The sequence below is a fragment of the Undibacterium sp. RuRC25W genome (genome assembly GCF_049339825.1).
Classification (GTDB): Bacteria; Pseudomonadota; Gammaproteobacteria; order Burkholderiales; family Burkholderiaceae_D; genus Undibacterium.
Genome location: NZ_JBMPPD010000008.1, coordinates 1 through 25933 on the forward strand (window position 1 = coordinate 1; position 25933 = coordinate 25933).

The following is a 25933-nucleotide window of genomic DNA, read 5'->3' on the forward strand; positions in this document are numbered from 1 at the left end:
AGGCGCAATTCGTTCCCATTGATCATCTCTCAACATCAGTCGCAGCATCGTTTCATTCTTTAAAATCTAGAATGTAAACACACTTCGGGAAAAGTTAACAGCTTTTTATATGTCAACACGCCCTAAATAATTTGGGCATTTTTAATAAAAGAAAATAAAAGAAAATAAAATTATATGTGCCGATAATCTGTCAATCTATTTTCTTTGTGCAGCCAGTCTGGCGACCACAGAGACAAGACGATCAACTTCTTCGCACGTGTTATAGAACGCCAGTGATGGTCGTACCGTTGCTTCAACGCCGAACCGACGTAAAATCGGTTGTGCGCAATGGTGACCTGAACGGACGGCAATGCCTTCTTCATTGAGTGCTTTGCCGACTTCTTCAGTCTGATAGCCATTGAGGACAAACGATAAGACGCTTGCTTTGTCTTTTGCAGTACCGATTAACCGTACACCACGAATCGATTGCATACCGTAGGTCGCATACGCTAATAAATCATGTTCGTAACGGGCGATATTGTCGATGCCGAGTCGGTCGATATAATCAATCGCAGCACCTAAACCGACGGCATCGGCAATGTTGCCTGTACCGGCTTCGAACTTATTTGGTGGTGGTTGATAAATCGTGCGCTCAAACGTGACGTCCGCGATCATATTTCCACCACCTTGCCACGGCGGCATTTTTTCGAGGAGATCGCGTTTGCCATAGACAACGCCGATACCGGTAGGGCCGAACAATTTATGGCCAGAAAATACAAAAAAATCCGCGTCCAATGCCTGTACGTTCACCGACATGTGCGAGACCGACTGTGCGCCATCAATCAACACTTTTGCACCAGTACGATGCGCGAGATCAATAATCTCTTTGACTGGAACGACGGTGCCTAAGGCGTTGGAGACCTGCGTTACTGACACAATTTTGGTGCGGCTATTTAGTAAGCGGGTGTACTCACTCAATATCACCTGTCCAGTGTCATCGACCGGAATCACCCGTATCCTCGCGCCAGTCTGTGCTGCTAACTGTTGCCAAGGGATGATGTTGGCGTGGTGCTCGAGATTAGAGACGATGATTTCATCACCTTCGCCAATATTTTGCACACCCCAGGTTTTAGCAACAAGGTTGATGCCTTCTGTGGTGCCACGTACAAAAATAATTTCATCTGGTGAGCTGGCACCCAAAAAATGAGTCACCTTTTTACGCGCACTTTCGTAGGCATCAGTAGCACGTGCAGCGAGTTCATGCGCCGCGCGGTGAATGTTTGAATTTTCGTGTTCGTAAAAATACGAAATACGATCAATCACCGATTGTGGCTTTTGTGTCGTCGCTGCATTATCAAACCAGACCAGTTGCTTACCGTTGACACGCTCCTGCAAAATCGGAAAATCTCTGCGAACTGCGTTGACATCAAATGGCGGGCGAGCACTGGAGGCCAGATTAGGAACAGCACCTGCATGGCTGCCTTGTGGCCCCGGAAAGCGTACCGTATCGAGAAAATAAAATGATCCGGCATGATCTGCGAGGCCCGATGAGTGTGCAGAAGGAATGCCACCAGAGCGTAGCGCTGGTTCTTCTGTGTCCAGCAAATCTCGCAAATCGTGGTCTGTTGGTGTGCCAAACGGTTGTAGCCCCGGCAAACTCGTTCCGGCGTTATTCCCAGCGGGATAGCCACTGACATCACCCAGGAAATAAAACGGATTTGTAGGGGAAGGCGAGTGCTGTTTGACTTTGTCAATCACCGGTAATGCTGCCGCATAACCAGTCGGCGCATTGTCTGCAAGGCCTGCCCGCGGTGTGGCAGGAGGTGTTGTTGGTACCGTCGCTGGTGCCGGATGTAATCCTGCAAACTGCCCAATCTCGTGTTGTGGACCCTGAGATTGTAGCGCAGCAGGGGCAGTCGGTACTGGTACGGCTTGGTTCGGATCACGTTCCCCATTGGGCAGCGTTGCGAAGAACTCACTCGCTAGCTGCGCCAGTTCTGCCGGGTCCGGCAATCCACCGCTCTGATGTAAGGGATGGGTGCTCATTTAATTATTTGTAGGTGTCTGGATATTCATGGAACTTACCGACTTCAACATCGTCAAGCACCGCCAATGCATCATCAGACTGAATCGCTAATGAGCAATACAAAGAAATCAGGTAGGACGAAATCGCGTTACGGCTGATACCCATGAAACGCACAGACAAGCCTGGACTTTGTTCACCCGCGAGACCAGGTTGGAACAAGCCAACCACGCCCTGACGCTTGTCACCAACGCGCAGCAAGATAATTTTTGTTTTGCCGTCAGCAACAGGTACTTTATCGGATGGCACTAATGGAATGCCGCGCCATGTCAGGAATTGGGAGCCAAACAAACTCACTGTTGGTGGTGGTACGCCACGACGTGTGCATTCGCGACCAAAGGCGGCGATGGCTAATGGATGCGTCAGGAAGAACGCCGGTTCTTTCCAGACTTTCGTCAATAGTTCATCCAGATCATCCGGTGTTGGTGCGCCAGTCAATGGGAAAATGCGCTGTTCGTCCGCCACATTGGCTAATAAACCGTAGTCAGGATTATTGATCAGTTCGCTTTCCTGACGTTCTTTGATTGTTTCAACGGTCAGACGTAATTGTTCTTTGATTTGATCATGCGGGCTGCTGTGCAGATCAGAAACGCGTGTATGAACATCCAAGACGGTTGATACAGCATTGAGGAAGTATTCACGCGGTTTTTCGTCATAGTCAACAAAGGTCTGAGGTAATTCAGATTCATCACGTTGTGAGCAGGCCACGCGTACATCACGTGGGTTTTTTACTTTGTTTAAACGATATATGCCTGCTTCGACTGGCAGCCATTCCAGTAGATGGGTGAGCCAACGTGGGCTGACGGTTGACAGTTTAGGTACTGTCTTGGTTGCATTCGCTAGTTGTCGTGCTGCGTCATCGCTCAATGCTAATTGTGGAATTGCTGATTCTGCCATGGTTGCTCCCTAAAATGAAATAAAAATGAAACGTAAAAAATCAAAATTTAAAAATGCCAAGACCCCATGGGATACATAGTAAATAATGGCGATCGCGTGAGCAGAAGTAACAGTCCTGGTACTGTGTTGCTTTACTGCTGACTTTAGCTGTCGACGTTGGTAGCGTTGACGAAACTTTTCTATCTACAGCAGGTCTCTTATTGATCTGATCGCGCGCTGTCTCCGTGCTGTAATGAGCCAGCCTGCGTGACATGGCTTCCTGCTGCGACGTCTTGTGTAATCCAGACGTTGCCGCCAATCACCGCACCGCGCCCGATCGTGATACGGCCCAATACAGTGGCGCCCGCATAGATAACGACTTCATCTTCAACAACAGGGTGGCGTGGCAATCCCTTTTGTAATGTGCCGTTGGCGTCCGTAGGAAAACGTTTTGCACCCAGGGTGACAGCTTGATAAATTCGCACATTTGCGCCAATAATCGCGGTTTCGCCGATCACGACACCAGTGCCGTGATCAATGAAAAATCCCGTCCCAATGGTGGCGCCAGGATGGATGTCGATACCTGTTTGTGCATGGGCAAGTTCTGCTGCGATACGTGCAATTAGCGGCACGCCAAGGCGATACAGGCAATGGGCAATACGGTGGTGGATTAATGCGAGAATGCCGGGGTAGCAGAGTAAAACTTCATCAACGCTACGTGCTGCCGGATCACCTTGATAAGCAGCGATGACATCGCTGTCGAGCAATACACGGATTTCTGGCAGCGTACGAGAGAAACTGCGGACAATGTCGAGTGCTAGTTGCTCGACATCGCTATCGGTTGAGCCCTGATAGCGTGCAACATATTGCAGCTCAAGGCGCACCTGATTAAATAACGAATGCAGTGCCAGATCGAGTGTGTGACCCACATAGAAGTCTTCACTTTCCTGTCGAAGTTCTACTGGACCCAGCCGCATTGGAAAAAGTGCGCCGCGTAAGCCTGCCAATATTTCTGCAATGGCGTCGCGTGATGGTAATTCACGTCCACCGGGTTCGTTTGAGCGTTGCCGGCTTTCTCGCCAATTTAGCCTGACTGCGGCGAGTTCACTGACGACACGATCAATATCAAAAGAAGGCTTCCTTACTTCTATACTGCCTGATGCTTTACTGCTCATACCTTGTGACTCCAATATCGTAATACTCAAGCGTAAAAACTAACTCTGTACCCATGGCAGTTGATGGAAGCGCCAACCGTCCGCAGTGCCGCGATGCTGGCGATCGTCGATCTCGCCTTCAAATCCTTCTTTGACGTTATGGATGTCGGTGAAGCCTGCTTTTTTTGCCGCCTCAACGGCGAGGGCTGATCGTTTTCCACTGCGACAAAGCAGTAATATCTTTTTATCTTTGCCTACTTTGGATTCGAGTTCCCGCACAAAACGTGGATTGCGTGTCAGGCTCGTGCTTGTTGCCCATGCGACGTGGATTGTGTCTGGGACATAGCCGACAAACGTGCGTTCTTCGGTTGTCCTCACGTCGACCAAGACTGCCTGACCTGTGGAGAACAGTTCCCAGGCAGTCTGTGGAGAGACGCTGTCGCTGGTGTCTTCGTTGGCTAACAAGGTGGTGCGGATTACCTCTTGTGATTGCGTGGCGTTCGCATGTTGAAATGATGCTCCCATCTCATAATCTCCTTATAAATGGTCGGGCAATTGATGGCACTGCCCGAACTGACTTCTGTATGATTTCTGTGTGGTTAGAATACGAAATCCTCATAAGTTGGAAAACGAATTAAAAAATGTTTGGATATTTGAATAGCGAATATTGAAATGGTCGCGACCCTGAAGACGATGCGTCGTTGTTGGTGAATCTGTTGGTATGAATTCGTTGAGCATGGATTGCTCGATAGACGCAAATCAGTCATTTTCTTGAAGTGCCCACGATGCCCCATGAATGCTGTTTGAGCATCATGGGGTGCATTCAATAACGTCTATCGTTGGCGGGTTGGGAAAGATAGCCCTAAATTGTCCCGCAGAGTTGATCCCTCGTACTTTGTGCGGACCAATCCACGTCGTTGCAGTTCAGGCACAACCAGCTCGGCAAAATCCGTTAGTCCGCCAGACAGATAGGGCGGCATGATATTGAAGCCGTCTGCAGCGCCGTTTTCAAACCAGAGTTGCATCTGATCAGCGATATGTTCTGGCGTGCCAACCAGCGTAAAGTGGCCGCGTCCACCAGCAATACGCAGATACAGTTCACGAATACTCAGATTCTCACCTTGGGCCAACGAAGTCAGTAACTTCTGACTAGTCAGCAACATCCTGCGGTACTGTCAGCTATTTTGAGTGAACTTGCACGTACCGGGGCGTGGGCTACGCAGCATCCGCAGCAGGTTGCAGTAATTCTTTCTGTTCAACTGCGTATGCCAGAAGCGACACTGTTGAGCTGGCAGCAGCGCGTTCGTTACGGCGTTACGCCTGTCACATTGGAACTGATTAGTCGTCAACAAGAAATTGCGGATCTTTTTATCGGCAAAAATTGATTCCCAAGTCAGTTAAGGTCAGTGATAACGTGTGGTTGTGGTTGCCTAAGTAAATCTTGCGTATTAATTTAGTTGCTATGCCGGGTTTGGTTGTTGGTACGTGGATGTCCAGTGATGATTACGCGGCTTGTTGCTGGTACGCCGCATTGCTCTGTATTCTTACAGCACCGCTTTTGTCTTTCGGTTAATCGGTTGAGAATAAATCTTCCTATTTGCTTTCATTACTTTTATTTTTGGTAATATGTAACAAGTTTCATCGATTTGTAGCTGCTCGGTGAATGTAGGCTTCCAAAAAAATTCCATTTTGAAAAATTTTGCTAAAAAGCAAGTTATAGGTAGAAGTGTTGCTTAAAAGAATTTAAAATTCGTCCTCAATGAAAACAGTTCCTTTAACCGGAGAATAAGAATGCGCGTCATGGATCGATCCCATCGTCAAGGTTTAAGTCTCGGAACTCGTCTCAGTTTCATCGTTTTCTCTCTCGTTTTTCTGGTTTTTACGATCTTCATTGGTGCATTAGGTTACAGCATCTATCGCTCAATGCAGGCATCTGCATTGCAAGACGTCTCCCATACTGTAGAGAACATTAACGACATGTTTGATGTTTTTGATAAGGCGGTCCGCACCGATGCGCAGCGTACCGGAACGACTTTTCAGCGGCAATTAACGCAGGCTTTTACGCTCAATGCATCAGAGAAATTGAAAATAGGCGACCGTAGTGTCGCAACGCTGACTTATGGCAATACCGTTGTTAATGCAAATGAAGCGTTTGTTGATCAATTTACGCAACAAACGGGTGCTATCGCGACAGTTTTTGTTAAAGACGGCAGCGATTTTGTACGGATTACGACTTCTCTGAAAAAAGAAAATGGTGAAAGAGCCGTTGGAACTGCGCTTGACCATACGCATCCTGCCTATGCACTTTTGCAGACAGAAAAAGGCTATATCGGTGCTGCTAAACTCTTCGGTAAAGATTACATGACGAGTTATATGCCGATCAAGGATCAACAATCGCAAATGGTGGGTGTTTTATTTGTTGGTATTGATATTTCATCTAGTTTGCGGTTTTTGAAGGAAAAAATTCTTGCCATGGAAATTGGTAAGACCGGAACCTATTTCGCATTTAATTTAAAGAAGGGCGACAGCTTGGGCGATATCACGATCCACCAAGAGTCGGAAGGGAAGAATTTATTCAAAGATAAGCCGCCGGGAGAGCTTGATTATGTTAAAGAAATGATCGAGCGCGGTCATGGAACCTTATATTACAGTGCTAGTTCAGATAAGGGCGGTGAACAAAAAAGGCTCGCTGTTTTTAGAAAAATCGACGTCTTGAACTGGATGGTTGTTGGAACTAGTCCAGTATCTGAAATTACAGAAGATACGCTGGCAACCTTGTTTAAATATGGGTTATTTGCGTTGGGATTGATCATCGTCACTGCATTTGCATTGCTCTATCTGGTGAAGAAAAATGTCATTATTCCGTTGAACCAGGCGATTGCTCTTGCTAAGAAATTAGCCACTGGTGATTTAACCGATAGGACTCACCATGAACGTACTGATGAAATCGGCGAGTTACTTGATTCGATTAATAATATTGGTACAGGATTGACCACGGTGATTCAGGAGGTGCGTACCAGCTCCGCGTCAATTCAGCGTGCTGCTGGTGAAATCGCCTCTGGAAATGCCGACCTATCGGCACGAACAGAATCGCAAGCGAGTTCATTAGAGGAAACTGCTAGTTCTATGGAAGAGTTGACGGCAACCGTAGAGAAGAATGCCGAAAATTCCAAAAACGCGGCCAAATTCGCTGAGAAGGCTTATTCAGTCGCTATTGAAGGCGGAGCGGTTGTGAAGGATGTTGTCGATACGATGGCTGGAATTAAAGAAAGCTCAAATCGTATTGTTGATATTACTGCTGTCATTGATGGTATCGCCTTTCAGACGAACATCCTTGCATTGAATGCAGCCGTAGAGGCGGCACGAGCAGGAGAGCAAGGCAGGGGGTTTGCTGTTGTCGCCTCTGAAGTCAGAAATCTTGCGCAGCGTGCTGCCGCATCTGCCAAAGAAATTAAGTTGCTCATTGGTGAGTCCGTAGAAAAAGTGAATAAAGGTGCCGTCTTGGTGAACATGGCAGGCAAAACGATGGATGATATCGTCGTCAACCTTGAGCAAACATCCTCTACCGTCAACAGTATCAGTCAGGCAGGCGCGGAGCAAAGTGCTGGTATTGGTCAGGTCAACCTGGCTGTGACTGAGATGGACAACATGACGCAACAAAATGCCGCTTTGGTTGAGCAGGCGGCGGCTGCAGCGGAAAGTTTGCGCGAGCAGACTGATAAATTAAATAGTCTGGTTAATCAATTTAGAATTTGATTGCTCTTAGATAGAGGTCTAAGGGGGGGGCTGGGGCCAAAGATGTATTACGGCCGCCCCCCCCCTTGTTACGTGAAATTGTTGGCTAAATTGGCGATGTCCGGAGCAACCCATTGTGGCTCAACACATTCCTGCAGATGTTCTGCCATGAATCGTACGAGTTGCATTGCTGCGTAGGGCAGACGGCGGTCCTTTCTGCTGACCAGATACCAATGACTTTCTAGTGGAAAGTGACGCACTGGAAGAATGGTTAATTTTTCTTGTCCTTCATGAAGTGTGTGGGCCGATATAACGGATAAGCCTAACCCTGAGGCTGTGCCGAGCCGAATCGCTTCGTTGCTTTCAATCTGCATCGTATCAGCGAGCTCAATGCCCTGGCTGCTGAGCCATGACTCAAACATCATACGAGTTGCTGAGCCTGGTTCTCGGATCAGAAAACGTTCATTTCTGAGTTCTGCAAATTCAAGTTGCTGATGATCTGCTGCCCAATGATCGAGGGGGGCAATGATTTGCAAAGGATTTTTAAGAATGCGGGTGGCTTGTGCTTCTGTGCCACTTGGTGGATGGCTGAAGACATATAAATCATCTTCTTGCTTGGAAAAACGTTCCAGAATATGCGCCCGGTTACCGATATTTAAGGTCACGCCTACTTTAGGAAATTGCCGGTAAAAAGCACCTAAAATCCGCGGCAGGACATATTTTGCTGTTGTCACAATACCAAGGTTGATGTGCCCCGAGCTGCCACCACGCGCCTGTTCGAGAAAGCCATTAAAGTCATCAAACCTGACCAATACATCACATGCAGCACGATAGAGTTCCTGTCCTACGTGCGTCATTTCCATTCGTCCTTCGCGTGGGGTGAACAAAGGTTCTTCGACCGCCTCACGTAATTTTTTTAGCTGCAATGATACTGTTGGTTGCGTCAAATGGAGTGCGCGGGCGGCGGCAGAAATATTGCCCAGTCGCGCAACTTGCACATAAACCTGTAGCAAACGAAAGCTCAAGTGGCGGATATTCATAGATGATGATCTATAGGTATGGTTCAAATAATTTATTATTCAATATACCTAAAAATTGGGACAATAGCTATTCCGTTCATCTAGAGGAGTATTTTTATGCCCGGAAACGTCGTCGCATTATTCTCAGTTTTTAATTACGCCGACTTTGGCGTAGCTTGTTTTTTAGCACAACTGACGCTCGCGTTACCCTTGATGCTTGTACTCGCTGCATTGGCTACGTCATGGCGTGCGATACCTCAGGTGTATGCTTGGTGGTTGGCGCAGGGAAGTTCACTGCTTGCGGTCGCCACAGCGCTCTTGTCCTGGATCTATGTGTGGGGCAATGATGCCGCAATCGGTGTTGCCGGTTCATGGTTGCCAAACATCAGGTTAGATACGTTGAGTTCACTGATGTTGGCACTGACAGGGTTTTTAGCATGGGTCATTCTGCGGTATTCGCGTAATTACCTCGCTGGTGATCAATCCATCGCCCGTTATCTGCACTGGTTGTGCCTGACAGTTGCCACTGTGTGGTTGTTGGTGACATCGAATAATCTGTTATTCGTTTGCTTGGCCTGGACTGCCAGTAGTCTGGCATTACATCAATTACTGGTGTTTTATAAAGACCGTCCGGCGGCACAGTTGGCAGCGCATAAAAAGTTCCTGATCAGCCGCGCCGCCGATGTGTTTACGCTGACGGCATGTCTGATGTTGTACCTGAGTCTGGGTACGCTTGAGATTGATCGCATCATGGCCTTGCTGTCACATAGTCGTCAGACTGATTGGCCCGTCCAAATTGCGGCATTGTTGTTTGTATTTAGTGCGATCTTAAAATGTGCTCAATTGCCGCTACATGGTTGGTTATTGCAAGTGATGGAAGCGCCCACACCAGTCTCAGCCTTATTGCACGCCGGTATTGTGAATATTGGCGGCTTCATTTTACTGAGATTATCCGGTTTGCTAGAGTTAGCTCCGATAGCTCAGTTGATGTTGGTGGTGGTAGGAAGTATCACGGCGATGCTAGCTGCGTTAGTAATGATGACGCGGATCAGTGTCAAGGTGATGTTGGCTTGGTCGACATGTGCGCAGATGGGGCTCATGTTGCTAGAGATCGGGTTGGGCGCATATTCGATGGCTTTACTTCACTTGCTGGCACATTCCCTCTACAAGGCGCATGCATTTTTGAATGCCGGTGAAACGGTGTCTCGGCAGCGTATGCTGGGCATTGCCCCAGCAACACACTTACTGAGTCCAATTCAAATCGGTTTTTCTCTTGTTGGGGTGGCGCTCTCTCTTGTGTTGACGAGCATGTTGATTGGACTTGATCCTCGCCAAGACCCTGTGCTCTGGGTGTTTGGTCTTGTGCTTATCTGCAGCCTGTTACCGATGGTAAATTCTCCTTTTGAAAGCCGTGGTTGGTCTCAGGTAATGTTGTTGGTAGGGTATGGATTTGGTTTGTCACTGCTTTATGGCATCTGGCATCTGGTGTTCGGCCATCTGCTGGCTTCATCATCGATGCCACCCTCTCTCTTTGGAATTGGCTTTGCCTGCGCATGTCTGATTGGACTGTTGTTGATTCAATATATTGTTCTCAATCGGCCACAGGGTGATTTATCCCGCTGGTTGCATCCGCGTGCCTTTGCTGGTTTTCATCTGGACGAGTTTGTAACGCATCTGACGTTGAAAATCTGGCCCACCCGATTGCTGGTTGTTGCTAGGGGTAGTCAGTTATCAGCACCACACGCAGCTCTGAAAAAAAGGAAAAATGATGTCGTCTCAAGTTAATGCAGTACCTTTGCCTAAAGCGAAAACATCTTCCTTTTCACCTCCTTCAATGGCAAGCGATGAACATGTTCAACGGGCCATCGTACAGGCTTGTCGACGGATTGCGCCAACATGGCCCTTAGATCGATCGATTGCTGTTAATCCGTTGTGGGGTTTTGTTGAGCAACCTGTCGATCTGGTCTCTGAAAAAATAGCCTATCTTTGTGGTTCGCGTCTGACGATGCCTAGACAATGGTATGTCGCAGAATATCAACGTGGTCAGATTTCAGAGGTCGGATTACGCCAGGCACTAAAACGTCGTGCTATCGATATGTCAGTCGATCGTTGGCTTGAAGCGAGCAAGGTAGATGCAGCAGTGTTGCCGCGTTTGACGTTATTTACTGATGCATTGGATGCGCAACGTGATTTGGTGCATCAGCCATCTTGTCGTGATGTTGTCACGCACGCGATGGGTCAGCACTGCGCATCGTGGTTTGATCAAGGACAAGCAAGGTGGACGTTGACACCGGCGACCTCGTTGTATGCAGCATGGCGCGAAATCGCTTCTTGCGATAATGGTCCCTCGTTACTGACGGGTATTGATGGTATTGCAGATCGTATTGCAGCATTGCCTGATACGCATGAAGAGTTAATGGCCCTCGTTTGTCGGAAACTTAAGCTAAAAGAAGAGGAGTGTGAAGCGTATTTCACCGCGCTGCTATTGAGTGTCAATGGATGGGCTGCTTGGTGCGCCTATCTGGCGTGGCAAGCTCATTTGAATGGCGGTAGCGATAATCATTTGGCACAATTATTGGCTATTCGTCTCGCATGGGAGTGGATCTTGGTCGACACCCCAACCCATGAGTCCGTGGTAGCAGTGTGGCATGCGGAACGTGGTACGAAAGTGAGCGCTGGCGAGGACGTCATTGATTGGGTGTGGCAGGATGCGTTGGAAATTTCTTGGCAAACTCAAGTGCATCAAGGCCTATCGCGCCAGAAAACACCAGTCTCTCAATTCAATCCGGCGGCTGTGGTGCCAATTTCTCGTCCCGCGTTAGAGGCAGTTTTTTGTATTGATGTTCGCTCCGAGCGTATGCGTCGTGCACTGGAAAAAAGTGACCCGTCGATTCGGACGCATGGTTTTGCTGGATTTTTTGGCTTGCCTATTGAGTATTTGCCGTTCGCGGGTCACAAAGCGCGACCACAATTGCCCGGGTTGTTGGCACCTCAGATCAGGGTTGTTTCTGTTGCTAGAAATCTGGAATCCAACAACAGATTGTTTGCTCAGCGCCGTTTCAGGTTAAGCCTTGCTCAAGCATGGGAGCGCGTCAGGACGTCAGCGAGTAGCGGTTTTGGTTTTGTTGAGACGACGGGCTTGAGTTATGGTTGGAAATTATTGAAATCCAGTCTTCAAAGCAGCAAAGAAAAAAATGTCGATGCGGTCGGATTGTCCCATGAGGAACGTGATCAGTTGATTCCAGTGATGCAAGGTGTCAGTCTGGATGAGTCGATCAACCTTGCGGCAAGCGTACTACGTGCGATGTCGATGACGTCAGATTTTGCATCGTTGGTATTGTTGATTGGGCATGGAAGTCAATCAGCCAATAATCCGCATGCGGCGGGATTGGATTGTGGCGCCTGTTGTGGTCAGACGGGAGAGATCAATGCCCGTGTTTTAGCAAACATGCTCAATCGTCTTGATGTGCGCGCGGGGTTGTTTGAGCAGGGTATCAAGGTGCCGGAAGATACGCGCTTTATCGCTGGTTTGCATAATACGACGACGGATGCCATCCACCTTTTTGATGTTAGTAAAAATGTATCCGGCGATACCGCGCTAGTGCAAGCGAAACAGTGGCTCTGCGCTGCCAGTGAGCGTATCCGCGCAGAACGTGCACCAAGTTTAGGGCTGCAAGCGCATCATTCTGAAGCATTGGAAAAGCTATTGGTGCAAAGAGCAGGTGATTGGTCCCAGGTGCGTCCTGAATGGGGGTTGTCAAATAATGCGGGGTTCATTGCGGCGCCGCGTGAGCGGACCCATCACATGAATCTAGAAGGTAGGAGTTTTTTGCATGATTATAACTACGCAGTTGACCCAGATTTTGCGGTACTTGAGCAAATTCTGACCGCGCCGGTGATTGTTGCACATTGGATTAATATGCAATATTTTGCCTCTACGGTAGATAATCGGCGCTGGGGGAGTGGTAACAAGGTCTTGCATAATGTGGTTGGCGGCAATATCGGCGTATTTGAAGGAAATGGCGGTGATTTGCGCATTGGTTTGTCTTTACAATCGTTGCATGATGGCGATGACTGGATTCATTCTCCTTTACGATTGTCTGTATGGGTGGAGGCACCTCCACACGCTGTGTCGGGGATTGTGCAAAGACATGAAAAGCTTCAGCAACTCGTTGACGGGGGCTGGTTGCATCTGTTCTGTATCGAGCCTGACACGAGTAATATCGTCCGATGTGTCCCTCATGAAAACGTAACTTACCATTGGATATTGGAGCAAGAGGCAGCGTGACGGATATGGCCGAGGTACATTCGATTGCATTATTGACCTGTCATGGTAAGAAGTCTGCTTTGTCTGACCCCTTAGCGCAAGCTGGTTATACCGTCTTTACGATCAATCATTTTGATACCGACACACTTGGCACCTTCACTGTTGAAATCCCCAGAGAAGGGACGATGCTTGAAGCGGCACGACGTAAAGCGAAACTCGCCTGTGAGCTTAGTGGGGCGCGTTTTGGTATTGGCAGTGAAGGTAGTTTTGGTGGGGATCCTTGGTTCGGTATAACAGGTTGGGGGCGCGAAGTACTGGTCTGGTACGATGCGGTAGAGGATGTGGAGATCAGTGCTTTTGTTCAGGGTTCGGAGACGAACTTCGCAAGTAAGTGTGTCACTCAACTCAATGACGCAATCAATTTTGCAGAGGCGATTGGTTTTCCGCAGCACGGTGTGATTGTCGGTGATCCCGCGCAAGCTGTTTATGATAAGTCTTGTCTGGATAGAGATTCTTTTGAGGCCAGTGTTGAGCTCGCTCTCGAGTATGGTGAGGTTAATTTGTCTACGGACATGCGTGCGCATCGAAATCCTACCCGGATGAAGATGATAGCCCGATGTGCGCAAGACTTGGCTGCTCGGTTAGTGCTGCATTGTCCACAATGCGCCTCACCTGGCTTTGGCGAACATGCGCCCTTGTCTGGAGCGCTCTGTATTGCATGTCGCCGACCAACAAAGCAGCCACGAGCGGTTCTTTTGAAGTGTGTTCGTTGTTGTTTTACTTCTGAGAAGCCACTTCGTTCCGAAGTGGCTGCACAATATTGCGATTACTGCAATCCTTGATTTGTGGTCTTGTGTTGTGGGATGACGCTTCAATCAAAAACTGGCATGAACACGCGTTCCGTAGACCGAGACCGGGCCGCGATCTTGGTTGTAGGCTGGATTAGTAATGCGCTGATAGTCAAAGGTTAGCGTGATATTTGGTCGTAGTTGACACGCGTAATAGAGTTCAGCAATTTTTTCGGGGGCATAAGTTAACCGCCCATCGCCAATTAATACCCCGAGTCCACCTGCCGCAAAATAGGCGCGCGCGTCACTTGAAATGCGGTTCTCGACAATGGCGACGCCGATGATGTCTTCACGCCTGCGCCACGCATCCCCTTTAATTGAGAGTCCGGCTGCGACAGATTGGTTGATGTCGGTGAACTCGTAAGTCTCTTTGTTGCCGCGATTTGCGCTCAGGCGTACAAAAGCGCCCATGGCTTCAGATAATTCTTGTTCGATGTTGAGAACAGCCCCTGGTCGCGAACTGAATTGACGTATTTGTGAGACATCGGGTGTGGTATTGGTTTGGCGGGCAAGGGTGATGGCATCTGCATAACTTCCCATATTGCCCTGATTGAGCCATGCCAGAAGTTTTATTTTTCCAGGGTAGCCCACCACGGTATGCCTTGCTTCAAATTCGATGTTGGATGAATTGCCGCTAAAATGAATACGTGTGATTTTGCCATTGGGTATGGGGGATAGCTGAAAAAAACCAGCACGTAAGGTCCACCAATCTTGCGTCCATTCGACTGCACCACCCCATGTAAAGCCCCATGCGTCGGCCGCGTAATCATATGTTCCACCATCCAAAACTGACCAATTTAGAAAATCTGCCCGCGGATCGTGCGCGTAGCTATTGGTGTCAAAGATATCCGTCACTGCAAATTTTCCAACAGTGATTGCCAGATTGTTGGCTGTGTTGGTGTTTGCTAATTGATTGGCGCTGGATTCCACCGTTGTTTCTTCCCCGCCAAGGGAGGAGGTTTGGCGGATGAACAAACGGGGAAAACGGAGGTAGGGCAGGTTGGCGCCAACTTTATAAGCGCCTCCATTTGGAAACCCGGCTACGCCAAGCGTGTCATTGAAGCCGTGCCCTTGATCGATTTCAGGGTTAATCCAGATTTCAGCATCTTTCCACAGGCGTCTACCAAGAAAGAGCGTGATATCCGTTGTTTCTTCCATGCGGCCTGAGGGACTTAGACTTTGTTGGCCACGGTAGGGGGAGGTAAAGCTGGCATGTTTTTGTGTGACATTGGTAATTTGACCATGAATTGCCCATTCCTCAGTCAACGTTGTCGCATCATCGACTTTGTTTTCTATTGTCTTTGTCGCATTCGCTGTTGATTCTGAGTTTGGACTGGTGTTCTCGGAAGCGCAGACATACTTGCTTGCCATGAGACTGCTGACTAAACTGAGGCTTACTAAGAGGCTGCTGATTTGGAAGGGCACTGTTTTATTCTGTTTCATGGGTTTGTTTTGGATTCGGTCAATCTACGGTTTTACTCTTCGTATGCTTACTGCGACGCTGGAATATTGACGAACCTTTGTGGTCACATGGCGATTGTCTAGCATCTTATCTTTTACCAGGCATCTGATGACGAATGCCAAGCTGGTCCGCTCTATGCGCTGTCAAGCTAGATTGTTTTTGTTTTTCAGTGTAAATGCATCGGCAGTTTGGATAGTAAGCAGAGTGTTAACCTCTTGTCTTGTTGTCAAAATACAAAAAACTTAGCCTAATCAGCAATCATGAATGTAGCGGTAGCGTAATTATAGGGTGTTTAATCGATTAGAAGGATGCTGGCTTATGCCCAGTAAATGCTAATTCACCAGTAAAGTAAGAAATCCGGTATAATTTAATCAGCTTAGGTACAAAAAACATTGATTAAAATGAACTTTTGTCGATGTTTGAAGTGACTAAGAGATCCACCGATTTTAATGAAGTGTGGGATGAAACGCCGATGCGATTGTGTGCCTTTTCTGACTTTTCTTGGAAAATACATAAAAACCCTCAAAAAGGGCGTAGGCAATGTGTTCAAAGCGTGGCTTTTATATCGACTTGCAATTTATTTTTCATTGCAGCGGATATTCTGGACTACAATCTAGTGTCTGCTAATTTGACAGGCAGAGCACAATGAATGGTTTGTGCTTCCTAAACTCCCTGATCTGCCCGCTAGACGGGCGTTGCAAGTAAGTGCACTTGCAACAAAATTAAATACATAAAAAAAGTGTGGGTGTTAGCCGTTGAGCTTTCCGGTTTAACCCAGTGTATAGCATTAATTAAACCCGTGTAATCTATTACTTGCATGAATACTGCTGAGGCAAAGCGAGTCCTCGAAACAGCCTTGTTATGCGCGCCAGAGCCGCTGACCGTCAACAACATGAAAAAACTGTTTCAGGAGGCTGACGATCAAGGAGATGTGGTCGGCGCTGATACGATCAAAATGTTGTTGGAAGATTTGCGTCGCGATTGGTCGGACAAAGGAATCGAGTTGGTGGGATTGTCCACTGGCTGGCGCTTCCAGAGTCGGCCAGAAATGCGCGCTTACATCGATAGACTGAATCCTGAAAAGCCGCCGAAATATTCGCGAGCGACACTGGAGACGCTAGCTATTATTGCTTATCGTCAGCCAGTCACGCGTGGCGACATTGAGGAGATACGTGGTGTTACTGTCTCGACGCAGATGGTAAAGACATTGGAGGAGCGAGGTTGGATTGAGACGATTGGTCATCGCGATGTGCCTGGGCGTCCTGCTCTTTTTGCTACTACCAAGCAATTTTTGAGTGATATGGGTCTGGCTTCGCTTGATCAACTGCCCCCATTGCAGCAGGTGCGTAAGGATGATGAGCAGGAGTTGGCTTCTGTTCCTGACCTTGATGCCCAATTGGCGGGATTTGGCACCGAAGAGCCTAATTTTGCTGGGATGGTCTCGGTTGCTGTCGAGCTGAGTGAGGATTTGGTTGTTGATGCGCCTAAAGATGTTCCGGTCGCAGATATCCTTGTTGAAACAGATGGAGAAGGGGAGAGTCTCCCCCTAGAAGCAGTCGTAAAACTGGATGTTGTTGATACGACATTCCCAGAGAATGAAAATTTAAGTGATCAGGCTGCCGATGTGTTGGTGCCAGATAGTGAACTGGATGCTGAGCAGCAGCCGCAAATAGAATCAAATGAATTGAAGAATGAATCCCATGAATCCTGAAGATGCAATAGTTGATAAGAATACTGGTGGCGATGCGACTGCCTCTGGTGCTGAAGATGGTAAGCCAAGTGGTCGTGTGCCACGTGGCGTGCGTGGGCCGCGCAATATGCGCCGCTCCCCACGACCGAGGGCAGAAGTGACTGAGCAGGTTCTCGCATCAGAAGCTGGTGATGTTGTTGGAAATCCATCTTCTGACGGTGCGCGCCCAGAGCGCGCGCCACGTGGTGCAAATCCGAGTCGCACTCGCAAGCCTCGCGTTGATGGTGAGCAAGCTACGCCACGTGCCGAGCGTGCTGAGCGCACTCCTCGCGGTGAGCGAGCGCCGCGCGTTGAAGGTGCTGAACGGACTGAGCGGACTGAGCGTAGCCCACGTCCTCCGCGTGAAGGTGTTCAGGCTGGTCGCGGACCAAATCGTAGTAATGGTAAGCGTTCCTCGCAAGCCAATGTAAATCGTCGTGATACCAATAATCCCGATGACGTATTCTCATTCGTTACTTCGGATGCTTATGATGCCAGTTTTGCGGATGCGGATGATGCTAAAGGTCGTGGTCGCAATGCAAAACCAGTGCGTCGTGATCTGACGGCAGACGACGATGCGCCAAAGTTGCACAAAGTGTTGGCTGAGGCTGGTTTGGGCTCACGTCGTGACATGGAAGATTTGATTGTTGCCGGTCGCGTGTCTGTGAATGGCGAGCCAGCGCACATCGGGCAGCGCATTCTGCCTACAGATCAGGTGCGCATCAATGGCAAGCCGATTGTGCGCAAAATCAGTAAAAAACCACCTCGCGTCCTGATTTATCATAAGCCCGCTGGTGAAATCGTCAGTACCAGTGACCCTGAGGGTCGTACCTCGGTATTTGATAGCTTGCCCACCATGAAATTAGGCAAATGGCTGGCGGTTGGGCGTCTCGACTATAACACTGAAGGTTTGTTGATGTTTACGACCTCCGGTGATTTGGCTAATCGCCTGATGCATCCGCGTTATGGTATCGAGCGTGAATATGCTGTCCGTACACTTGGCGAACTGGAAGAAGGTATGCGTCAGCGCTTGTTGGCCGGCGTGGAGTTGGAAGATGGTCTGGCGCAATTCTCGAAAATCTCCGATGGCGGTGGTGAAGGTGTGAATAAGTGGTATCGCGTGATTATTGGCGAAGGCCGTAATCGCGAAGTGCGTCGTATGTTTGAGGCGGTTGGACTGACTGTGTCGCGTCTGATTCGTACGCGTTACGGCGCAATGACCTTGCCAGCGAACTTGAAGCGCGGCCGTTGGGAAGAGTTGGAGGAGGATGCGGTTCGCAGCCTGCTGAAATTAAGTGGCCTGGAAAAAGTTGCTGGCGACAAGCCTGCCACTAAAGGTGGTAAGCCATTCGGTAATAAAGCTGCGGCAACCACTCCGTATGCGCAAAAGCAGCCGACATTCCCGATGTCCAGTGGACGTGGTGAGTCTCGTGGTGAGTTTGGTGCTGGCCGAGGCGGCAACGCGAATGGTAATAAGTCGAGCGGTTATGCTGGTGGTGCAAGTAATAATGGCGGCAATGCTGCAAAGAAGCGCCCTCGCCAACCGGATCCGTTGCAAACCGCACTAGGGTTCCCTGACGCTGGTCAGCAGCGCCGCGGTCCGACTGCTCGCGGGAGTGGGCAGGCTATCGGGCAAGGTATTGCTGCTCGCCGCCGTTCTCGTGGTGCTTGATCTGACTGCTTGGATGTGGTTGTTTTGCCCTGTTTTTGATTGCGACAGGGTAGAAAATCGTTTATAATCTGGTAGTTAGTAGTTTATGCCTGATGAATTTAAAATCTGGGCGCAAATAAAAGATGGGCTTAGCCCATTTTTTTTTGGTTTTACCGTTTGCGCGCATGAAATATCAATTTTGTCTCGGTTTGTGTTGATCGGAGAATAGTTTGGTTTTGTTGGATTTGATAGAGAAAACCGTCAATGGTACCGGATATGATCTGGTTGATTTTGAGCAGGCCGAACGTGGTTTGTTTAGGGTCTATATCGACTTTTTGCCAGATGGCCTTGAGAAAGGCAATATCGCTGTTGAGGATTGCGAGAAGGTTAGTCATCAGTTATCACATGTGCTGACGGTAGAGAATGTTAATTACGAACGTCTCGAAGTTTCCTCGCCGGGTCTTGATCGGCCTCTGAAGAAAGTGTCGGATTATGCGCGTTTTGTTGGTTGCGAAGTGACCGTGAAATTGCGTATGTCGATGCCAGGGACACCAAACCGTAAAACGTTTACCGGTGTTGTGCACGAGCCTGAAGGTGAAAATCTGAAGCTGGAATTTGAAGTAAAAGATGGGTCGGCCATGCTGGAGTTTACGCTCGCCGATGTGGATAAGGCACGTCTGGTGCCACAAGTGGATTTTAGGAGTCGCAAAGCATGAGTCGTGATTTGTTGTTATTGGTGGATGTGCTGGCACGCGAAAAAAACGTCGATGAAGAAGTGGTCTTCGGTGCGCTGGAACATGCTTTGGCGCAAGCGACAAAAAAACGCTTCCCAGGTGAAGTAGATATCCGCGTAGAAATTGATCGTGATACTGGTGAGTTCCGCTCTTTCCGTCGTTGGCATGTTGTGCCTGATGAGGCCGGTTTGCAATTGCCAGATCAAGAAATTCTGCATTTTGAAGCGGTAGAAGATGATCCGGAAATTCAGATCGATGATTACATCGAAGAAGAAATTGAATCCGTTGATTTTGGTCGCCGTTTTGCGCAGGATACAAAGCAGGTTGTATTGCAGCGTATTCGTGATGCGGAACGTGAGCAGATTCTGGCTGACTTCCTTGAGCGTGGCGATTCACTGGTAACAGGCACGATCAAACGTATGGAACGCGGTGATGCGGTCGTTGAATCCGGTAAGATCGAGGCACGTTTGCCACGCGACCAGATGATTCCAAAAGAAAACTTGCGTGTTGGTGACCGTGTTCGTGCTTACATTTTGCGTATTGATCGCAATGCACGTGGCCCACAAGTGATCTTGTCCCGCACAGCACCAGAATTCATTATGAAATTGTTTGAGCTGGAAGTGCCAGAAATCGAACAAGGTACACTGGTCATCAAATCCGCAGCGCGTGATGCTGGTGTCCGTGCGAAAATCGCAGTTCATACTAGCGACAAGCGCATTGATCCTATCGGTACTTGCGTCGGTATGCGTGGTTCACGCGTCCAAGCAGTCACTGGTGAGCTCGGCGGCGAACGTGTTGACATCGTTCTTTGGTCTGAAGATCCTGCGCAGTTCGTTATCGGCGCTTTGGCTCCAGCTAATGTTTCTTCCATCATGGTTGATGAAGAAAAGCATGGTATGGACGTTGTTGTTGATGAAGAAAACTTGGCGATCGCGATTGGCCGTAGCGGACAGAACGTTCGTCTGGCAGCAGAATTGACTGGCTGGCAAATCAACATCATGACAGCAGAAGAATCTGCGAACAAAGCGGAGCAGGAAACTGCTGGTATTCGCGCTTTGTTTATGGAAAAACTCGACGTTGATCAGGAAGTTGCTGAAATTCTGGTTGATGAAGGTTTCTCTAGTCTCGAAGAAATTGCTTATGTGCCTATCAGCGAAATGCTTGAAATCGAAGCGTTCGATGAAGATACAGTAACAGAGTTGCGTAACCGTGCACGCGACGCGCTTTTGACGGAGGCGATTGCTTCTGAAGAAGGTTTAGAAGGCATGGATGATAATTTGTTGAACCTCGAAGGTATGACCCGCGTTACCGCCGGTAAACTGGGCTTGGCTGGTATTAAAACACTGGCAGCTTTCGCTGGTCTGGCTTACGACGAATTTGGCGCGATTTTGGCATTGTCTGCCGACCGTTCACGCCATTTGATTAAAGAAGCATTTGAAGATGTGACCGATGATGAGATGAAACTCATCGACGCTAAATATGATGATCAGGCCAAGGCTTTGTTAGCTACCGCCTGGAAACTCGTAGAAGCTAAGTAATTCACGGGTTTCAAATTCATAACGTGCACATAGAAAAAGAGGACTGAATGGCGAGTAACAACGTTGCCCAATTTGCCACCGAGCTGAAAATGTCAGCGGATTTGTTGCTCACGCAATTGCGTGCAGCAGGAGTCGATAAAAATTCGACCTCAGATTCATTGACAAAAGAAGACAAGGATAGACTGCTGGAACACCTGCGTCGTTCCCATGGATCTGCTGTTGACAATGAAAAAAAGAAAATCACGCTGACTCGTAAAGAGACGACGGAAATCAAACAGGCCGATGCTACGGGCAAATCTCGCACCATTCAGGTCGAAGTTCGTAAGAAACGTACTTTCGTGAAACGTGATGAAGTCGTTGCTGATGATGCTGCAGCTCGTACATCGGTTGCAGAATCAGAAGAAGTTGAAGTCAACGAGGAAGAAGCGCGCCGTGAGGCAGAGCTGATCGCTCGTCAAGAAGCAGAATTACGCGAAAAACAAGAGCGCCTTGCTAAACTGGAAGCTGAAAAAGAAGCCCAGGCAAAAGCAATGCGTGAAGCGGCTGAAGCTGAGGCGGTCAAAGCCGAAGCAGAGCGCTTGAAAGCGGAACAAGCTGCAGCAGCCGCTGCTGCAGCAAAAACTGTAGAAGTAAAACCTTCTCAGTCAGATGAAGAGAAGAAACGTTTGGACGCAGAAGAAGCAAAGAAAAAAGTCGCCTTAGATGCAAAAGAGGCAGCAGACCGCGCAGCGGCAACTGAGAAGGCAAGAAAAGCAGTTGCAGATGAAGTTGCACAGATTAAAGAAATGATGAATGCGGCGCGTAGGCCAGCAAAAGCACCGGCACCTGTTGCCCCTGCGCCAGCTGCGCCAAAAGTGGCTGAAGGCACCTTGCATAAACCTGCTGATAAAAAAGCTGGTGATAAGAAGCCTGCGCCTGCTGCATCAACTGACAAAAAAGATGAGAAGAAACCAGCGACCGCTGACAAAAAAGCGATCAAGTCTGCGAATGTCTCTTCCACATGGTCAGATGACTCTAAAAAGCGTAGCGGTGGTTTGAAAACCCGCGGCGATACGTCTGGTGGTCGAGATGGTTGGAAGGGCGGTCCTAAAGGTCGTCGTAATAACCATCATGATGACCGCGAATCCAACTTCCAGGTGCCAGTTGAGGCTATCGTGAAGGATGTATTCGTTCCTGAAACACTCACTGTCGCTGAGTTGGCGCACAAAATGTCAGTGAAAGCATCGGAAGTGATTAAGCATTTGATGAAGTTAGGTCAGATGTGCACGATCAATCAGGTGTTGGATCAGGAAACTGCCATGATTCTGGTCGAAGAGATGGGGCATAAAGCGTTTGCCGCAAAACTCGATGATCCAGAAGCTGCATTGACTGACGTTGCTGAGCACGCTGAATACGAAACTTTCCCACGTGCACCGGTAGTAACGGTTATGGGACACGTTGATCACGGTAAAACATCGTTACTCGATTATATTCGTCGTGCCAAAGTGGCCTCTGGCGAAGCTGGTGGTATTACACAGCATATCGGTGCCTATCACGTAGAAACACCACGCGGTATGATTACCTTCCTCGATACACCAGGTCACGAAGCCTTTACGGCAATGCGTGCGCGTGGTGCGAAGGCGACGGATATAGTTATTCTGGTAGTGGCAGCTGACGACGGCGTGATGCCGCAAACCAAAGAGGCGATTGCTCATGCGAAAGCCGCTGGCGTGCCACTGGTTGTTGCGATCAATAAGATCGATAAACCAGGTGGTAATGCTGATCGCGTTACGCAAGAATTGATCGCTGAAAGCGTCGTTCCTGAAGAATACGGTGGTGATTCTCCATTCGTACAAGTATCTGCAAAAACTGGTCAGGGTATTGACTCCTTGCTGGAAAACGTTTTGTTGCAAGCCGAAGTTCTGGAATTGCGCGCACCAAAAGATGCACCAGCTAAAGGCCTCGTTGTTGAAGCGCGTCTGGATAAAGGTCGTGGTACTGTAGCAACGATACTGGTTCAGTCCGGTACGTTGAAGCGTGGTGACGTTGTACTGGCTGGTTCTTCCTATGGTCGTGTTCGTGCGATGCTCGATGAGAACGGTCAGAATATTGCCCAGGCTGGTCCATCGATTCCAGTTGAAATTCAAGGTTTGACTGAAGTGCCAGCAGCTGGCGAAGAAGTGATGGTCATGGTTGATGAGCGTAAGGCACGTGAAATCGCTCTGTTCCGTCAAGGTAAATTCCGTGACGTGAAATTGGCGAAACAGCAGGCTGCTAAACTTGAAAACATGTTTGAAAACATGGGTGAAGGCGAAGTTAAAAATCTGCCTATTATCGTCAAGACCGACGTTCAGGGTTCACAAGAAGCATTGGTTCAATCCTTGCAGAAACTGTCCAACAGCGAAGTCCGCGTACAAGTTGTTCACGCAGCGGTTGGTGGTATTTCTGAAAATGACGTCAACCTGGCGGTTGCTTCTAAAGCAGTTATTATCGGCTTTAACACACGTGCAGATGCATCTGCACGTAAGTTGGCTGAGTCTAACGGCGTGGATATTCGCTACTACAACATCATTTACGATGCAGTAGATGAAGTTAAAGCGGCTCTGTCAGGCATGTTGGCACCAGAAAAGCGCGAACAGATCATTGGTATGGTCGAAGTTCGTCAGGTATTCTTGGTCAGTAAAGTGGGCGCGATTGCCGGCTGTCTGGTTACCGACGGTACAGTCAAGCGTACATCTTCTGTTCGTTTGCTGCGTAACAACGTGGTGACGTGGACAGGTGAACTGGATTCTCTGAAGCGTTACAAAGACGACGCCAAAGAAGTGAAAGCCGGTATGGAATGCGGCCTGTCACTGAAGGGCTACAACGATATCCAAGTGGGCGATTCGCTCGAAATATTTGAAGTTCAAGAGATAGCACGTACGCTCTAATCACTTCAACCCCGGACTTGTTCCGGGGTTCTGCTTTATGGCAATGATGAAGGCGTTGAAAAGAATTTATGGCAAAACATAGTAAAAATATTCCTGGTCGTGGTTTGCGTGTTGCAGATCAGATTCAGAAGGATGTCGCAGAGATTATCTGGTCCGAATTAAAGGATCCGCGCGTTGGTATGATTACGTTGACTGAAGTGCAGTTAACGCCGGATTACGCCCATGCTAAGATTTACTTTACAACATTGGTCGATGATCCTGTCGCTGTCAAAGCAACGAATGACGCCCTGACCAAGGCAGCAGGCTTTTTGCGTGCTCAGCTTGGATTGCGCTTGCGTATTCACACATTGCCGCAATTACACTTCATTCACGATATGTCGACGATTCGTGGTATTGCGATGTCCAAGCTGATCGATGAAGCGAATGCGACACGCGCCAAAGATGATGCTGATGGGTCCGCTGATAAAAGTGCCAACAAAAGTGCCGACACCGGCGGTGACGCCTGATACTGTTTTCTGGCCAGTCGCAAGATTGGCATGACTAATGACTACCCAGATAAAAAAACGTCCCCGTGTACCTGTACACGGTGTGTTGCTATTGGATAAGCCAGTTGGATTTTCCAGTAATGATGCACTGATTAAAGCGAAGCGCTTTTTAAATGCGTTAAAAGCGGGTCATACCGGCACGCTGGATCCCTTTGCGACTGGATTGCTTCCTCTGTGTTTTGGCGAGGCAACAAAGTTTTCTCAGGATCTGCTAGAAGCTGATAAGACTTATGTCACGGTGGTTCATCTCGGTGTGACTACGACCACGGGAGATACCGAAGGTGATGTTTTGGTGCAAACACCCGTTGATGTCAGTGTGTCGCAGATTGAAACTGTTTTAAAACAATTTACTGGACCGATTCAGCAAGTGCCGCCAATGTATTCGGCGCTTAAGCGGGACGGTAAGCCGTTGTACGAATATGCGCGTGCCGGAGTGACGCTCGAGCGTGATGCGCGGGACGTCGTTATTTATGAGTTGGAACTGCTCGCCTATGAGGCGCCATTCCTGACGTTGCGTGTCAAATGCAGTAAAGGTACCTATGTGCGTGTGCTTGGCGAGGATATTGGTGCTGCACTTGGTTGTGGTGCGCACTTAAAAGAGTTGCGCCGGATTCAGGTCGGGCATCTGGTGTTGGAAAAGTCGATCACCTTAACGTCATTGGAGGAATTGTCAGAGGAAGAGCGTCTGGCCTTGCTTGATCCAGTCGATGCGTTGTTGTCGAGCTTTCCTGTTCTGCGCCTCAATGATGTCCTGGCGACGCGCTTTTTGCATGGTCAGCGTCTCGCGATTGGTAAGGAGGAGGGTATTGTTTTGCCTGCTGAAATTGGTCGCGTCCGCGTGTACCGTGAGTCTGACGGACAATTACTTGGTTCCGCGCAATTACAAGAATTCCAGATACTAGCGCCAGAGCGTCTGATTAATACTCAAGTGTAGTTATTCTTGTCATCTGGCTCAGAGCGGTATCGTCATAAATGCCGCATGCGGCGCTGTCACGCTTTGCCGTTGTTTTTTGAATTAAATTAATTACACTGGGTGATGCATGTGCCATGCCTAGTGGTCTTTTTACTCCGCTGACCTGATCTCGCTTTATTTGTATGGCAAGAAGATTGGCGGTGATTTTTAATGATCTGACTGACAATAATTTGTTGTGTCATCGCTTTGTAGTAACTCCTTGAAATAATAGGGCTTACGCAAAACTGCCCTGGTGATACTTTATTCTTCCGGACGTGCCTTATGTACGGCCTATGTTGCTAAGTCTTACTAGGACTGATTTTTTTGCAAAAGTATCAAGTTGCCGGTTTGTACAAGCGTTGTCATAAAAGCTTGCTGTGACGCTAATTCGCCGTTGTTTTCTGCTTTTGCGTTGCAACATGTTATAATCTCAGGCTATCCGATTTACCCCA

General features: G+C 48.5%; 18 protein-coding genes and 1 pseudogene. 12 read left to right on the forward strand and 7 right to left on the reverse strand.

Annotated elements, in window-relative coordinates; translation table 11 throughout:
* Positions 1-195: 195 nt before the first annotated feature.
* The 5 genes and pseudogenes from ACO0KV_RS05585 to ACO0KV_RS05605 all read right to left on the reverse strand — a co-directional run.
* Positions 196-2025, reverse strand: a complete 1830-nt coding sequence (locus ACO0KV_RS05585; RefSeq protein WP_423040737.1) for a family 2A encapsulin nanocompartment cargo protein cysteine desulfurase — start codon at positions 2023-2025, stop codon at positions 196-198.
* Positions 2026-2029: 4 nt separating this feature from the next.
* Positions 2030-2959, reverse strand: a complete 930-nt coding sequence (locus tag ACO0KV_RS05590; protein ID WP_423040739.1) for a family 2A encapsulin nanocompartment shell protein — start codon at positions 2957-2959, stop codon at positions 2030-2032.
* A 197-nt stretch (positions 2960-3156) separates the two neighbouring features.
* Positions 3157-4113, reverse strand: coding sequence for a serine O-acetyltransferase EpsC (gene epsC, locus ACO0KV_RS05595; protein ID WP_423040741.1), 957 nt, complete (start codon positions 4111-4113; stop codon positions 3157-3159).
* Positions 4114-4152: 39 nt separating this feature from the next.
* Positions 4153-4617, reverse strand: coding sequence for a rhodanese-like domain-containing protein (locus tag ACO0KV_RS05600; protein WP_423040743.1), 465 nt, complete (start codon positions 4615-4617; stop codon positions 4153-4155).
* Positions 4618-4925: 308 nt separating this feature from the next.
* Positions 4926-5240, reverse strand: a pseudogene (locus ACO0KV_RS05605) (nitrilotriacetate monooxygenase); the annotation flags it as partial.
* Positions 5241-5276: 36 nt separating this feature from the next.
* Between ACO0KV_RS05605 and ACO0KV_RS05610 the strand changes: the two are divergent.
* The gene (locus ACO0KV_RS05610; protein ID WP_423040745.1) at positions 5277-5477 is read left to right on the forward strand and encodes a hypothetical protein; all 201 of its coding nucleotides are present in this window, start codon (positions 5277-5279) and stop codon (positions 5475-5477) included.
* A gap of 415 nt (positions 5478-5892) precedes the next feature.
* Positions 5893-7848, forward strand: coding sequence for a methyl-accepting chemotaxis protein (locus ACO0KV_RS05615; protein ID WP_423040747.1), 1956 nt, complete (start codon positions 5893-5895; stop codon positions 7846-7848).
* Positions 7849-7916: 68 nt separating this feature from the next.
* Here the strand turns inward: ACO0KV_RS05615 and ACO0KV_RS05620 are convergent, their stop codons facing one another.
* Positions 7917-8867 carry a LysR family transcriptional regulator gene (locus ACO0KV_RS05620; RefSeq protein WP_423040749.1) on the reverse strand — a complete coding sequence of 317 codons (951 nt, stop codon included), beginning with the start codon at positions 8865-8867 and terminating at the stop codon, positions 7917-7919.
* 96 nt (positions 8868-8963) lie between these two features.
* On the opposite strand from ACO0KV_RS05620, the gene ACO0KV_RS05625 reads away from it, so the two are divergent.
* From ACO0KV_RS05625 to ACO0KV_RS05635, 3 genes are read left to right on the forward strand one after another with little or no spacing between them, the layout of a single operon-like run.
* Positions 8964-10631 carry an NADH-quinone oxidoreductase subunit L gene (locus ACO0KV_RS05625; protein WP_423040751.1) on the forward strand — a complete coding sequence of 556 codons (1668 nt, stop codon included), beginning with the start codon at positions 8964-8966 and terminating at the stop codon, positions 10629-10631.
* Positions 10612-13134 (forward strand): YbcC family protein, encoded by a 2523-nt coding sequence (locus tag ACO0KV_RS05630; RefSeq protein WP_423040753.1) that lies wholly within the window; start codon positions 10612-10614, stop codon positions 13132-13134. The genes ACO0KV_RS05625 and ACO0KV_RS05630 overlap by 20 nt, the downstream gene beginning before the upstream one ends.
* A 5-nt stretch (positions 13135-13139) precedes the next feature.
* Positions 13140-13955 carry a DUF6671 family protein gene (locus ACO0KV_RS05635; protein ID WP_423040908.1) on the forward strand — a complete coding sequence of 272 codons (816 nt, stop codon included), beginning with the start codon at positions 13140-13142 and terminating at the stop codon, positions 13953-13955.
* A gap of 33 nt (positions 13956-13988) precedes the next feature.
* Here ACO0KV_RS05635 and ACO0KV_RS05640 read toward each other — a convergent pair whose 3' ends face one another.
* Positions 13989-15332 carry a carbohydrate porin gene (locus ACO0KV_RS05640; RefSeq protein WP_423040755.1) on the reverse strand — a complete coding sequence of 448 codons (1344 nt, stop codon included), beginning with the start codon at positions 15330-15332 and terminating at the stop codon, positions 13989-13991.
* Positions 15333-16240: 908 nt separating this feature from the next.
* Between ACO0KV_RS05640 and scpB the strand changes: the two genes are divergently transcribed.
* The 7 genes from scpB to truB all read left to right on the forward strand — a co-directional run bounded on the left by scpB (position 16241) and on the right by truB (position 25463).
* Positions 16241-17134: an SMC-Scp complex subunit ScpB gene (gene scpB, locus ACO0KV_RS05645; RefSeq protein WP_423040757.1), complete on the forward strand. Its 894-nt coding sequence runs from the start codon at positions 16241-16243 to the stop codon at positions 17132-17134.
* A complete protein-coding gene (locus ACO0KV_RS05650) occupies positions 17115-18824 on the forward strand; it encodes a pseudouridine synthase (protein WP_423040759.1) in 1710 nt (569 codons plus the stop codon). The genes scpB and ACO0KV_RS05650 overlap by 20 nt, the downstream gene beginning before the upstream one ends.
* A 209-nt stretch (positions 18825-19033) precedes the next feature.
* Entirely contained in the window at positions 19034-19519 is a 486-nt protein-coding gene (rimP, locus tag ACO0KV_RS05655; RefSeq protein ID WP_423040761.1) for a ribosome maturation factor RimP, read from the forward strand.
* A complete protein-coding gene (gene nusA / locus ACO0KV_RS05660; protein ID WP_423040763.1) occupies positions 19516-21075 on the forward strand; it encodes a transcription termination factor NusA in 1560 nt (519 codons plus the stop codon). The genes rimP and nusA overlap by 4 nt, the downstream gene beginning before the upstream one ends.
* A 47-nt stretch (positions 21076-21122) precedes the next feature.
* Entirely contained in the window at positions 21123-23984 is a 2862-nt protein-coding gene (infB, locus tag ACO0KV_RS05665) for a translation initiation factor IF-2 (RefSeq protein WP_423040765.1), read from the forward strand.
* Between the two features lie 68 nt (positions 23985-24052).
* The gene (gene rbfA, locus ACO0KV_RS05670; RefSeq protein WP_423040767.1) at positions 24053-24490 is read left to right on the forward strand and encodes a 30S ribosome-binding factor RbfA; all 438 of its coding nucleotides are present in this window, start codon (positions 24053-24055) and stop codon (positions 24488-24490) included.
* 37 nt (positions 24491-24527) lie between these two features.
* Positions 24528-25463 carry a tRNA pseudouridine(55) synthase TruB gene (truB, locus tag ACO0KV_RS05675; protein ID WP_423040769.1) on the forward strand — a complete coding sequence of 312 codons (936 nt, stop codon included), beginning with the start codon at positions 24528-24530 and terminating at the stop codon, positions 25461-25463.
* The last annotated feature ends 470 nt before the right edge of the window (positions 25464-25933 follow it).